At 76.9% G+C, this 12,110-nt stretch carries 12 protein-coding genes; 7 read left to right on the top strand and 5 right to left on the bottom strand.

All coding sequences use genetic code 11. The features are described 5' to 3' along the window. The first annotated feature begins 27 nt into the window (after nt 1-27). Both H2O74_RS10590 and H2O74_RS10585 read left to right on the top strand, forming a co-directional pair. Nucleotides 28-750, top strand: coding sequence for a 1-acyl-sn-glycerol-3-phosphate acyltransferase (locus H2O74_RS10590; RefSeq protein WP_182111552.1), 723 nt, complete (start codon nt 28-30; stop codon nt 748-750). Continuing rightward, nucleotides 747-1,757: an NAD(P)H-dependent glycerol-3-phosphate dehydrogenase gene (locus tag H2O74_RS10585; protein WP_182111551.1), complete on the top strand. Its 1,011-nt coding sequence runs from the start codon at nt 747-749 to the stop codon at nt 1,755-1,757. The genes H2O74_RS10590 and H2O74_RS10585 overlap by 4 nt, the downstream gene beginning before the upstream one ends. Before the next feature lie 47 nt (nt 1,758-1,804). Here H2O74_RS10585 and H2O74_RS10580 read toward each other — a convergent pair whose 3' ends face one another. Then, complete coding sequence (locus H2O74_RS10580; protein WP_255491562.1) at nt 1,805-2,977, bottom strand: PLP-dependent aspartate aminotransferase family protein; 1,173 nt, start codon at nt 2,975-2,977, stop codon at nt 1,805-1,807. A gap of 124 nt (nt 2,978-3,101) precedes the next feature. Here H2O74_RS10580 and H2O74_RS10575 point away from each other — a divergent pair, with 124 nt between their 5' ends. From H2O74_RS10575 to H2O74_RS10565, 3 genes are all read left to right on the top strand, one after another. Then, the gene (locus H2O74_RS10575; RefSeq protein WP_182111550.1) at nt 3,102-3,875 is read left to right on the top strand and encodes an alpha/beta fold hydrolase; all 774 of its coding nucleotides are present in this window, start codon (nt 3,102-3,104) and stop codon (nt 3,873-3,875) included. After that, a complete protein-coding gene (locus H2O74_RS10570; RefSeq protein WP_182111549.1) occupies nt 3,872-5,416 on the top strand; it encodes a Mur ligase family protein in 1,545 nt (514 codons plus the stop codon). The genes H2O74_RS10575 and H2O74_RS10570 overlap by 4 nt, the downstream gene beginning before the upstream one ends. 105 nt (nt 5,417-5,521) lie before the next feature. Beyond that, nucleotides 5,522-6,652 (top strand): hypothetical protein, encoded by a 1,131-nt coding sequence (locus tag H2O74_RS10565; RefSeq protein ID WP_182111548.1) that lies wholly within the window; start codon nt 5,522-5,524, stop codon nt 6,650-6,652. Between the two features lie 24 nt (nt 6,653-6,676). On the opposite strand, the gene H2O74_RS10560 is transcribed toward H2O74_RS10565, so the two are convergent. Then, complete coding sequence (locus tag H2O74_RS10560; RefSeq protein WP_220457948.1) at nt 6,677-7,648, bottom strand: D-alanine--D-alanine ligase; 972 nt, start codon at nt 7,646-7,648, stop codon at nt 6,677-6,679. 85 nt (nt 7,649-7,733) lie between these two features. Continuing rightward, on the bottom strand, nt 7,734-8,228 hold the full coding sequence (locus H2O74_RS10555) for a DUF3515 family protein (protein WP_182111547.1): 495 nt from the start codon (nt 8,226-8,228) through the stop codon (nt 7,734-7,736). A gap of 74 nt (nt 8,229-8,302) precedes the next feature. Here H2O74_RS10555 and H2O74_RS10550 point away from each other — a divergent pair, with 74 nt between their 5' ends. Next, a complete protein-coding gene (locus tag H2O74_RS10550; RefSeq protein ID WP_182111546.1) occupies nt 8,303-9,301 on the top strand; it encodes a thiamine-phosphate kinase in 999 nt (332 codons plus the stop codon). 75 nt (nt 9,302-9,376) lie between these two features. Here the strand turns inward: H2O74_RS10550 and H2O74_RS10545 are convergent, their stop codons facing one another. Together H2O74_RS10545 and rpmB are read right to left on the bottom strand one after the other, a co-directional pair. Further along, nucleotides 9,377-9,898 (bottom strand): GNAT family N-acetyltransferase, encoded by a 522-nt coding sequence (locus tag H2O74_RS10545; RefSeq protein ID WP_182111545.1) that lies wholly within the window; start codon nt 9,896-9,898, stop codon nt 9,377-9,379. Between the two features lie 151 nt (nt 9,899-10,049). Further along, nucleotides 10,050-10,241, bottom strand: a complete 192-nt coding sequence (rpmB, locus tag H2O74_RS10540; protein WP_182111544.1) for a 50S ribosomal protein L28 — start codon at nt 10,239-10,241, stop codon at nt 10,050-10,052. Between the two features lie 213 nt (nt 10,242-10,454). Here rpmB and H2O74_RS10535 point away from each other — a divergent pair, with 213 nt between their 5' ends. Further along, entirely contained in the window at nt 10,455-12,101 is a 1,647-nt protein-coding gene (locus H2O74_RS10535; protein WP_182111543.1) for a DAK2 domain-containing protein, read from the top strand. Nucleotides 12,102-12,110: the final 9 nt, after the last annotated feature.

Below are 12,110 nucleotides of genomic sequence, written 5' to 3'. Positions count from 1 at the left end.
GGCGGGGCACGGGTAGCATCGGCTCCCGTGCCCGCCCCCCAGCGCGCGAACCGCGCCTACCGCACCATCGCGCGCGTCGTGCGCCCGCCCCTCCTGGCGATGACGGTCCGCGACTGGCGCGGCACCGAGCACCTCCGTCAGGAGGGCGGCTTCATCGCCGCGGCGAACCACATGTCGAACATCGACCCCCTGACGTTCGCGCACTTCCTGTACGACAACGGGATCGCGCCGAGAATCCTGGCGAAGTCCTCGCTGTTCACCGTTCCCGTCCTCGGCCGGCTGCTGAACGCGACCAGGCAGATCCCGGTGCACCGCGACACGGCCGCGGCGGGCCAGTCGCTCTCGGCGGCGATCGAGGCCCTGGCGCAGGGCGAGTGCGTCGTCGTCTTCCCCGAGGGCACGCTCACGCGAGAGCCGGACCTGTGGCCGATGCAGGGCAAGACCGGCATCGCACGCCTGGCGCTGACCACGCGCGCGCCCGTCGTGCCCGTCGCGCAGTGGGGGCCGCAGGACCTGCTGGGCCGCTACTCCGCGGTCCTCAAGCCGTTCCCGCGCAAGAAGGTCACCATGGTCGCCGGACCGCCGGTCGACCTCTCGGACCTGTACGACCGCCCGCAGGACGCCGCCGTCCTGCGCGAGGCGACCGAGCGCGTCATGGCCGCCATCACGGGGCTCCTGGAGGAGATCCGCGGCGAGCAGGCCCCGGCCGAGCGCTTCGTGTGGCGCCGACCGCCGGGTGAGAAGCGGTGACGGCCCGCACGCGGGCCGCGGTCCTGGGGACCGGGAGCTGGGGCACCACCTTCGCGGCGGTCCTCGCCGACGCCGGCTGCGACGTCACCCTCTGGGGCCGGCGCGCCGAGGTGTGCGACGAGATCACGTCGCACCGCACGAACGAGGCCTACCTGCCCGGCGTCCGCCTGCCCGAGCGCATCCGGGCCACGACCGACGCCGCCGACGCCCTGCGCGGCGCCGAGGTGGTGGCGGTCGCGGTGCCCGCGCAGACCGCCGGCCGCACGCTCGAGCCGTTCGCGGCACTGCTGGAGCCCGACGCGCTCGTCGTCTCGCTGATGAAGGGCGTGGAGCTCAGCTCCGACCGCCGCATGAGCGAGGTCGTCGCCCACGCGCTGGGCGTGCCGGACGCGCGGATCGCCGTCGTCTCGGGGCCCAACCTCGCCAAGGAGATCGCGGCGCGGCAGCCGACGGCGACGGTGGTCGCGTCGACCGACGAGGCGACCGCCCAGCGGGTCGCCCAGGCGTGTGCCTCGGCCTACTTCCGGCCGTACACGAACACCGACGTCGTCGGCGTCGAGCTCTGCGGCGCCGTGAAGAACGTCATCGCGGTCGCCGTGGGCATCGCCCAGGGGCGCGGCTTCGGGCACAACACGATGGCCACGGTCATCACGCGGGGCCTGGTGGAGATCACGCGCCTCGGGCTGGCGCTCGGCGCGGACGCGGAGACGTTCTCCGGCCTGGCGGGCATGGGCGACCTCGTGGCGACGTGCGCCTCGCCGCTCTCGCGCAACCACACGCTCGGCGTGCACATCGGTCAGGGGATGACGCTGGCCGAGGCGCTGGCCGCCACGGGCGGGACGGCGGAGGGCGTCAAGTCCTCGTCGTCCGTGCTCGAGCTCGCCGGCACGGTCGGTGTCGAGATGCCCATCACGGCCGCGGTGGTCGACGTCCTGCACCACGGGCTTCCCGTGGACCGCATGGCGCAGGCGCTGCTCGCGCGCCCCCACAAGGCCGAGGGCCTCTAGCTCTCTCGGACGCGCCGGGCCGCGGACCGTGACGTCCGCCCGCCGCGTCAGTCGCGCGGCGTGCCCCGCAGCGCCTGGTCCAGGTCCGCCCAGAGGTCCTCGACGTCCTCGACCCCCACCGACAGCCGCAGCAGGTCCGGCGGGACCGTCGCGGACTCCGTCGCGAAGCGGCGGCGCCTCTCGAGGCTGGACTCCACCCCGCCGAGGCTCGTGGCCGGCACCCACAGGCGCACCGCATCGACGACGGCGTCCGCCGCCTCCGGGCCGCCGTGCGGGCGCACGCCGAGGATCGACCCGAAGCCGTCGAGCAGGCGCGCGGCGCGCTCGTGCCCGGGATCGCCCGGCAGGCTCGGGTGGCGGACCTCGGCGACCGCGGGGTGCTCCGCCAGGCGCGCGGCCAGCACGGCGGCGTTGTGCTGGGAGCGCTCGACCCGCAGCGCGAGCGTGCGCAGCCCGCGCAGGGCCAGCCAGACCTCCCACGGCCCGGCGATCGCCCCGTGGACCGTCCGGTAGGCGGCGAGCCGCTCGCGCAGGGCGGGGTCGGACGTCAGGACGGCACCCAGGACGACGTCGGAGTGCCCGGCGAGGAACTTCGTCACCGAGTGCACGACGACGTCGGCGCCCAGCTCGAGCGGCCGCTGGCCGAGCGGCGTCGCGAAGGTGTTGTCGACCGCCACCAGCGCGCCCGCGGCGTGCGCCCCCGCGACCAGCGCCGGCAGGTCGGCCACCTCGAGCATCGGGTTGGTGGGCGACTCCACCCACAGGAGGTCGGCGGGCCCCTCGGCGCCCTCGCCCCGCACGGCGGCCAGCACGGCCTCGGTGTCCGCCACGTCGACGGTCGTGACGCGCAGGCCGGTGCGGCGGCCGAGCTCCTCGCCGAGGGCGAGGCTGATCTGGTACGAGTGCCGGGGCATCACCACGCGCCCGCCCTGCGGGACCAGGCCGAACGCGGCGGCGATCGCCGCCATGCCCGAGCCGAGCACGAGGGCGGGCAGCGCGCTGCGCTCGAGCGCGGCGAGCGCGTCCTCGAACGCCGTCCAGGTCTCCGTCCCGCCGCGGGTGTACAGCAGCTCCCCGGGTGCCGGGACGCCGGCCGAGACATACGTGGAGGACAGCACGACGGGCGGGTTCACGGGCCCGCCCTGGACGCGGGGCGGCCGTCCGGCCGTCACCGCGACGGTCGCGGGGGAGAGGCGGGGCACGTCGCGGCGATCGCTCACGCGGCCGAGCCTAGACCGCCCCGCCGGTCCCTCCCCGAGGCCGTGGTGACGCGCGGCACGCGCCGTCGGCGGGCCTCGCGCGCCCGACGCGAGAGCCTCCGTCGTCGGTGCTAGCCTCGACCGCGTGCTGACGGTCTTGGCGGGGGACGTGCTCGCCGACCGGGTCGGCGCGGCTCCCTCACGCGTGCTCGCCCTCCACGGCTGGGGCCGCTCCGGCGCCGACTTCCAGCGCGTCCTCGACGGGACGGACGCGCTCGCGGTCCACCTGCCGGGCTTCGGCCCGACGGCCCCGCCGCCGCAGGCCTGGGGCTCCGTCGAGTACGCCGAGCACCTCGCCGCCGCGCTCGCGGGCACCGGTCCGTACACCGTCGTCGCGCACTCCTTCGGCGGCCGTGTCGCCGTCCGGCTGGCGGCCGCGCACCCGGAGCTCGTCCGCTCGCTCGTGCTCACGGGCGTGCCCCTCGTCCGGGCGACGCCCCCGCCGCGACCGCGCCTCGCGCTGCGGGTCGCCAAGCGCCTGCGCGCCGCCCACCTGCTGCCGCAGGGCGTCGTCGACCGGCTTCGCCGCAGCGGCGGCTCCGCCGACTACCAGGCGGCCCAGGGGGTCATGCGCGGCGTGCTCGTCCGCGTCGTCGGCGAGGACTACCGCGAGGACCTCGCGCGGATCGCCGCCGCCGGCCTGCCCGTGCACCTGGTGTGGGGCGAGGCCGACGACGCCGCGCCGCTCGCCGGCGCGCGGCTGGCGGCCGAGCTGCTGCCGGGCGCCCCGCTCGACGTCGTGCCCGGTGCCGGTCACCTGCTCGAGGGGCCGCTCGAGGCGGCGGTGCGGGACACGCTGCAGGCCCGGCTCGAGCGCGACCTCACCCCCGACGGCCGCGCCCAGGACGGCGGCGCATGAGCGGCACGGCGCTGACCCTGGTCCTCACGCTCCTCGGCCTTGCGGCGCTCGCGCCGGTGGGTCTGCGCTGGCTGCGGGTCGGCCAGCGCGAGCACTACCTGCCCGGCCGGGCGGCGCGCATCGGCGCGCTGTGGCTGTCGAGGTCGCGCACCGACCTCGTGCTCGCGGTGCTCGCCGGGGTGCTCGCGGTCGTGGCCTGCGTGCCGGGCCTCGAGCTCGCCGCAGTGCCCGCCCTCGCGCTCGCCGTGTTCCTGCCGCGTGGTCTGGGCGTGCGCGGTCGCACGTCGTCGCTCGGCTGGACCGCGCGGCTGCGCCGGCTCGTGATCGCGTGGCTCCTCCTCGAGCTCGTCCTGGGGGCCGCGCTCGTGCTGCTGGTCGGCCCGGGCGCCGTCGCCCTCGTCGTCGTGGGCGCACCCGTCCTGCTCGACGCCGCGATGTGGGTCATGGAGCGCGTCGAGCGCCGCCTCTCGGCGCCGTTCGTCGCGCAGGCGCAGCGCCGCCTCGCCCGCATCCGGCCGCAGGTCGTCGCCATCACGGGCTCGTACGGCAAGACGTCGACCAAGGGCTACGTCGCGCACCTGCTGAGCGCCTCGAAGGCCGTCGTCGCGTCGCCCGCGAGCTTCAACAACCGCCTGGGCCTCTCGCGCGCGGTCAACGACGGCCTGGTCGAGGGCACCGAGGTCTTCGTCGCCGAGATGGGCACCTACGGACCCGGCGAGATCCGCGAGCTGTGCGAGCTGTTCCCGCCCGACGTCGCCGTCATCACCACGATCGGCGAGGCGCACCTCGAGCGCATGCGCACGACGCAGACCATCCTCGCGGCCAAGTCGGAGATCACCGAGCGGGCGCGCGCCGTCGTGCTGCCGATCGACTCCCCGGACCTGGCGGCGCTCGCCGAGCGCTGCCGGGCCGAGGGCAAGCAGGTCGTGACCGTCTCGGTCGAGGGGCGCGACGCCGACGTCGTCGTGGACCTCCCCGCCGGCACCGTGGTGGCCCGCACGCCCGACGGGACCGTGACGCTCGACGTGGGGCCCGGTGTCGCGCACGGCGTCAACCTGGGCGTCGCCGTCGGCGTCGCGATCGCCGTCGGGGCCGACGTCGCGGCGGCCGGGCCGCGGCTGCGCGCGCTGCCGCGCGCCGCCCACCGCGCCGAGGTGCAGGACACCGGCACGGGCCTGGTCGTGGTCGACGACACCTACAACGCGAACCCGATCGGCGCGCGCGCCGCGCTCGACGAGGCGGCGGGGCTCGCGCGGGAGCGGGGCGCACGCCTCGTCGTCGTGACGCCCGGCATCGTCGAGCTCGGCCCCGTGCAGCACCGGCGCAACGCGGACTTCGCGGAGGCCGCCGCGGCCGCCGGGGCGCACCTCGTCGTCGTCGGGCGGACCAACCGCGCGGCGCTCGTCGAGGGTGCGGCGCGGGCCGGGGGAGCCGTCGAGGTCGTGGCCACACGCCCCGAGGCGGTGCCGCTGGCGACCGCCGCGGCGGGCTCGAACGGCGTCGTACTCTACGAGAACGACCTGCCGGACCACTATCCGTGACCTGCGTCGGTACGCAGCACGCGTGCCACGCTGCAGGTGGTGACGGTGTGCCGGTCCCGGCGTGCCGGTGCCGGCGACGATCCCCCGACGACGAGATGAGGGTGCATGTCCTGGGCAGTGGTGTTCGGCGGTCCGTCCCCGGAGCACGAGATCTCGATCCTGACCGGCCTGCAGAGCGAGCGGGTCCTGACCCGCGCGGGTGAGCAGGTGCTCTCCCTCTACTGGGGCCCCACGGGCGCGTGGTTCCTCGTGCCGCCGGGCACCGAGGCCAAGGACTACCTGCAGGGCGCCCCCGCCGGCGCGAAGCCGGTCGAGATCCGGCTCGGCGCCGACCCCGGCCTGTACGTCAAGGGGCGCCTGCGCTCCGAGCGGCTCGAGCCCGAGGCCGCGCTGAGCTGCCTGCACGGCGGCCTGGGCGAGGGTGGCGGCTTCGCGTCGCTGGCCGCGCTCCTGGGGCTGCCGGCGACCGGCTCGTCGCTGTACGCGTCGGCGCTCGGCATGGACAAGCTCGCGTTCGGGGGCGTCATGGTCGCCGCGGGCGTCCCGACGCTGCCGCGGGCCGCGCTCGACGCCGACGTCGACCCGGGCTTCGAGGGCCCGTACATCGTCAAGCCGCGCTACGGCGGCTCGTCGATCGGCATCGAGATCGTCGACGACCTCGCGGCCGCCCGCGTCCTCGGGCGCACCAGCACGCACCTGCGCCAGGGCGCCGTGCTCGAGCCGTTCCGCGGCGACCTGGTCGACCTCAACATCTCCTTCCGCACGGCGCCCACGCTCGAGGTCTCCGACCTCGAGCGGCCGCTGCGCGGCAGCGAGGGCGTCTACTCCTACGCCGAGAAGTACCTCGCGGGCGGGGCGGGCGAGGACGCGGGCCTGACGAACGCGCCGCGCGAGATCCCCGCGCAGGTGCCGGCCGAGGTCACCGCCCAGGCGCAGGACATCGCGCGCCGGGTCGCCGTCGCGACGCGCCTGACCGGGGTGGTCCGCGTGGACCTGCTGTACCAGCCGCAGACGCACGAGCTGTACGTCAACGAGGTCAACTCGGTGCCCGGTGCGATGGCGCTGTACCTGTGGGCCTCCAAGCGTCCGGCGGCTCAGGTGCTGCGCGACGCGCTCGTCGAGGCGCGCGACGCCGGCGTGCCCGCGGTCGCCAGCGGCTTCGGCTCCGGCGCCGCCCTGCGTGCCGCGGGCGGCATCAGCGGCAAGCTCGTCGGCCTGGACGGGCCGCGCGCCTGACGCCCGCGCGCGCCGGCCGCCCCGTCAGGACGACGGGGCGGTCGCCGCGCGGCGGTGCGCCTTGGCGAGCAGGTCCAGCAGCAGCTGGCCGAGCGGGCGACCGACCTCGGCGGCCGCCAGGGGCAGCACGGACGTCTCGGTGAGCCCGGGGGAGATGGCCGCCTCGAGGAACCACGGGGTCCCGGCGTCGTCGACGATCGCGTCGGTCCGCGAGATGTCCCGCAGGCCCAGCACGCGGTGCGTCAGCTCGGCGGCGTGCGCGGCGGCGGCGAGCGCCTCGTCGGGCAGCGGCGCCGGCAGCGCGACCGTGATGAGGTCGGCGCTGTAGCGCGCCTCGAAGGAGAACGGCGACACGTCGGGGTTCTGGAACGCGGCCGGGGGCAGCGCGCGCGGCTCGTCGTCCTCGACGACGACGGTCTCGATGGTCTGGCCCGCCACGTACCGCTCGATGAGCGCGACGTCACCGAAGGTGAAGCACCGCACGAGCGCGGCCGGCAGGTCCGCCGCGACCTCGACGAGGCTCATCCCGAGGGTCGAGCCGCTGGTCGCGGGCTTGACGACGACGGGCAGCCCCAGCTGGTCGGTGATGGACCGGACCAGCTGCGCGGGCGAGAGCTCGCGGAACGAGCGGGACGAGATCGCCACCCAGGGCGGGGTCGCGAGGCCGGCGCGGGACATGAGGACCTTCGCGACGACCTTGTCCCAGGCCAGGTGGCACGAGCTGGGCGGCGAGCCGACGTAGGGCACGCCCGCGAGCTCGAGCGCGGACTGCAGCGAGCCGTCCTCGCCGCTGGCGCCGTGCACCGCGATGTAGGCGGCGTCGACGCCGTCGGTCGCCAGGCGGTCGAGGAGCGACTCGTCGGCGTCGTAGAGGGCCGCGTCGATGCCCGCCTCCGCGAGGGCGTACAGGGCGCGTCGCCCGGAGCGCATGGAGACCTCGCGCTCGTTGGACAGGCCTCCGGCGATCACTGCCACACGGTCGAACTCCGTCGTCACGACATCGATCCCTTCGTCCAGCTCCGGGCCTCGATCCTAGTCAGGCGGGGCCGTGCGCCGTGGCCCGGTGGTCCCGGGTGGGGCCTCACAGGCAGGAGCGGGTCTGCTCGACCAGGCTGACGGCCGGTCCCAGATCGAGCAGGAACGACGTCGAGCGGGAGCTCGCCACGGACGCGGGCACGCGGACCTCGACGGCGGGATCGCGGCCGTACGTGACGAAGGTCCACGGGGCCGCACCGTCGGCGTCCTCGGCGCCGGCGATCGCCACCCAGTCGACCTGGTACGCGCCGTCGTCCGCGTCCACGCACGGGTCCGTCGTGGGCCCGGGCGGCTCGACCCCGCAGCGCGCCACGACCGGCGCCGTGCGGTCGCCCCACGCGGTCGTCGCCTGGCTCGTCGTCTCGAGGCGGGGCATGCCGTCGAGCGTCTCGGGCATCGCGAGGACGACCGCCGCGCACACCGGGTCCGCGGCGTGCGGGGCCGCGGGCACGGCCACGGCCTGGCCGCAGGCGGCGAGCAGGGCGCACCCGGCGGCCGTGGTCGAGAGGGTGAGGGCGCGAGCGGGGGACGGGCGGTTCACGCGGCCACCGTAACCGGCGCGGGCGGGGTCGGGCCGAGGCGCCGGGGCCGGGCGGCGCTGGGTAGGTTGGGCGCGTGGAACCCGAGGCGAGCGCCGGACCGACGGTCGCCGACCTCGGTGAGGACGCGCTCCTCGCGCAGATCTTCCCCCTCCTGCCGCGCGCGGCGGGGACGCTGCTCGGCCCGGGCGACGACGCCGCCGTCGTGGCCGCGCCCGACGCGCGTGTCGTCGTCTCGACCGACGTGCTCGTGGAGGGCCGCCACTTCCGTCGCGAGTGGTCGTCCGGCGAGGACGTCGGCCGGCGCGCGGCGGTCCAGAACCTGGCCGACGTCGCCGCGATGGGGGCGCGTCCGACGGCTCTCGTGGTCGCGCTCGTCGTGCCGCCCGACGTGCCCGTGTCCTGGGTGCTGGGCCTGGCTCGCGGCCTCGCCGCCGCGTGCGGCCCCGAGGTCGGCGTCGTCGGGGGGGACCTGTCGGGCGGCTCCGAGGTCGTGGTCGCCGTGACCGTGCACGGCGACCTGGAGGGGCGCGCGCCCGTGCTCCGCAGCGGAGCGCGGCCCGGGGACGTCGTCGCGCACGCCGGGGTGCGCGGACGCTCGGCGGCCGGGCTCGCGCTGCTCACCGCCGGGGGTGACGCGGCCAGGGCCCACCCGGCGCTCGTCGAGGCGCACCTGCGACCGGTCTCGCCGCTCGCGGCCGGGCCGGCGGCCGCCCGGGCCGGCGCGACGGCCATGCTCGACGTCTCGGACGGGCTCGTGCGTGACGCGGGCCGGCTCGCGCGTGCGAGCGGCGTCGTGGTCGACCTGGACGACCCGCTCGTCGCCTTCGGCGAGGACGCCGTCGCCCTCGCGGCGGCCGCCCGAAAGCTGGGCGTCGACGTGCGCGACTGGCTGCTGGCCGGCGGTGAGGACCACGGCCTGCTCGCGGCGTTCCCCGCGGGTGGGGCGGTTCCCGCGCCGTTCCGTCCGGTCGGACGGGTCACGGCCCCGACGCCCGGCGCGCCGGCCGGCAGCGTGACCGTCGAGGGTGCCGCCGTGCGGGGCCCCACGGGCTGGGACCACTTCGGCGGCTAGCCGGCTGCGCCACCGCGCACGCCGTCGCGCGCGGTGGCGTTCCGTCGATGGCCTCCCAGGTGCTCCGTCGGGCCGTCAGCCGCGGCGGTAGCGGACCTCGGTGAGCTGCGTGCCACCGACGTCCTCCAGGCGCTCCACGCCGTCGCGCGCGAAGCCGTTGCGCCGGTAGAAGTGGGCGGCGCGCTCGTTGACGTCCGGCACCCACAGCGTGACGGCCGCTCCGTCGGGGACCTCCGCGAGGAGCGTCCGCATGAGCTCGCGCGCGATGCCCTGCCCCCAGGAGCCGGGCTCGAGGTAGATGTAGTGGATCTGGAGCGTCGTGCGCTCGGCGTCCTCGTCGAGGCTCGGGCCCAGGGAGGCGAACGCGACGACGCGTCCCTCCTCCTCGGCGACCCAGGTCCTGGTGCCCTCCCGGGGCGTGGTCAGGCGATCGGCCCACGTCGCGGCGCGGGCGGCGACGTCGAGACCGGCCAGGTACTCCGCCGGGACGACGTCCGCGTAGGCCTGCCGGAGCGAGGCGACATGGACGGCCGCGATGGCGTCGGCGTCCCGGGCCGTGGCCGGTCGGACGAGGACTTCGTTGAGGTCTTCCACCATGGGCGCCACCCTGCCACCTGTGCGCGCACAATGCCACGCCATGATCGAGTCTTGGGCACCTCTTGGCGTGTCGTGCCGCGCGTGCCCGCCCGGTGCCGGACACGACGACGCCCGCGGACGGTCTCGTCCGCGGGCGTCGGTGTGTCGGGGGTCAGGCGGGGCGCTGCACCTTGCCGGCCTTGAGGCACGAGGTGCACACGTGCACCCGCTTGGGGGCACCCGCCACGACAGCGCGCACGCGCTGGATGTTCGGGTTCCAACGACGCTTGGTGCGGCGGTGGGAGTGCGAGATGCTGTGCCCGAAGCCCGGGCCCTTGCCGCAGACGTCGCAGTTGGCAGCCACGTTCTCTCTCCTGATCGTCAGTGCACGCCGCGCGCTCACGAGGAGGGCGACGAGTTCGATGTCCGGGCCGAGGCGCCCGGTTCGGGCACGCTCTCGGCGCCCGGGCGTGGCCGGGCAACCTCGATAGGGTATCCGATCGCGGGGCCCGTCCCAAACGGACGGGTCGCGTGCGCGGATGGGGCAGCGTCAGGCAGGTCGGCGGCGGGAGGTGCGGTGAGGACCGTCGTCGTCGACGCCGCGCTGCTGCGCGCGTGGTCCCGGAGCGCCACGGCGCAGCTGCGGGCCGCGAGCCAGGAGCTCGACGACCTCAACGTCTTCCCCGTGCCCGACGGCGACACGGGGACGAACCTCCTGCTGACCCTCGCCGAGGCGACCCGCGGCGCCGACGCCGGCGGCCCCGGGGTCCACGCCTGCGCACGCGCGCTGCTGCGCGGCGCCCTCGTCGGTGCCCGCGGGAGCTCGGGCGTCATCGTGAGCCAGTACCTGCGCGGGCTGCTGGGCGCCCTGGTCGCTCCGGAGGGCGGCGAGGGCGCGCCGGTCCGCGCCCCCGACCCGGCCGCGCGCGCGACGACCGGTGCGGTGGACGTCACGTCCGACGCCCTGGCCCGCGCGCTCCACGACGCCGCCGAGGCCGCCTGGACCGCGGTGGGGACACCCGTCGAGGGCACCGTGCTGAGCGTCGCGCGCGCGGTGGCCCGCGGCGCGGCCGAGGCGGCCGGCGCCGGTGCCGGACCGGTCGACGTCCTCGTCGCCGGGCTGCGCGCGGGCGGTGCGGCGCTCGCCGTCACCCCCGAGCAGCTGCCGGTGCTCCGCCACGCGGGGGTGCTCGACGCCGGCGGTGCGGGGCTCCTGGTCGTGCTGCGCGCGTTGGCCGAGTGCCTGGGGGCGGGGGGCGCGGTGGTCGGGGCGGGGCCGCAGGTCGCCGCCTCTCACGGTCGCGTCGCGCGTCATGGTGACGACGAGCACGGTGACGCGGACCACGGCGACGCGGAGCACGGTCACGCGGAGCACGGCGGCGAGTTCGAGGTGATGTACGTCATCGAGGGGACCGGCGGGCCGCGGGCCGACGTCGCCGACGGGCTGCGCGCCGCGCTCGGCCGGCTGGGCGACTCCGTCGTGGTGGTCGGGGGCGACGGCCTCTGGCAGGCGCACGTCCACACGGACCGGCCGGCGGCCGCGGTGGCCGCCGCCGGCGACCTCGGCTGCCGCGCGAGCCAGGTCCGGGTGCGGCACCTCCTCGCCCAGTCCGGCGTCCACGGGGCGCACCGTCCCCTCGTGGGCGTCGTCGCCGTGACCCGGGCGCCCGGGCTGCTGCCGGACCTCGCGCGCGCCGGCGCCGTCGTCGTCCTCGTACCGCCAGGCGGCGTCGCGGGCGACGAGGTGGGGCGCGCGGTCGAGGACACCGGTGCGGACCACGTCCTGGTCCTGGCCCCGGCCGGAGCGCTGCCCGGCGGGGCGCCGCCCGTGTCCGGGCCGGGCACGACCGTGCTCGCGGACCTCGACGAGGTCCGCGTGGTGGTCGGCGCCGCGACCCTCGCCACCCTCGCGAGCGCGGCACCGGCGCAGGACGCCGTCGCCGCGCTCGTCGACGCGGTGCGCGCCGTCCGCCCCGGGTGCGTCCCGGCGCCGGAGGACCGCCGCGGTGTCGGCGGCGACGGGCATGCTGGGGCGGTGCTCGACACGGCCCTCGACCTCCTCGGACCCGAGGGCACGCTGCTGACCGCGGTGCTCGGTGCCGGCACGTCGCCCGACGTGGGCGAGCGTCTGGTCGGTGGGCTGGCGCAGCGGCGTGCCGGGGTCGAGGTGGTCGTGCTCGCGGGCGGGACGCCGGGCGCCGACGTCGTGCTGGGTGCGGAGTGAGAGCGGGGA

Origin of the sequence: Actinotalea sp. JY-7876, assembly GCF_014042015.1 — a bacterium.
In the GTDB taxonomy this organism is placed as follows: Bacteria; Actinomycetota; Actinomycetes; order Actinomycetales; family Cellulomonadaceae; genus Actinotalea.
Note: the sequence above shows the minus strand (reverse complement) of the source record. Positions and strands in the feature narration are given on the sequence as shown.

Bases quoted from the DNA above. Each gene is read 5' to 3' on its own strand.
- H2O74_RS10545 (WP_182111545.1), bottom strand. From the start codon at position 9,898: ATGGTGGAAGACCTCAACGAAGTCCTCGTCCGACCGGCCACGGCCCGG.
- H2O74_RS10570 (WP_182111549.1), top strand. From the start codon at position 3,872: ATGAGCGGCACGGCGCTGACCCTGGTCCTCACGCTCCTCGGCCTTGCG.
- H2O74_RS10565 (WP_182111548.1), top strand. From the start codon at position 5,522: ATGTCCTGGGCAGTGGTGTTCGGCGGTCCGTCCCCGGAGCACGAGATC.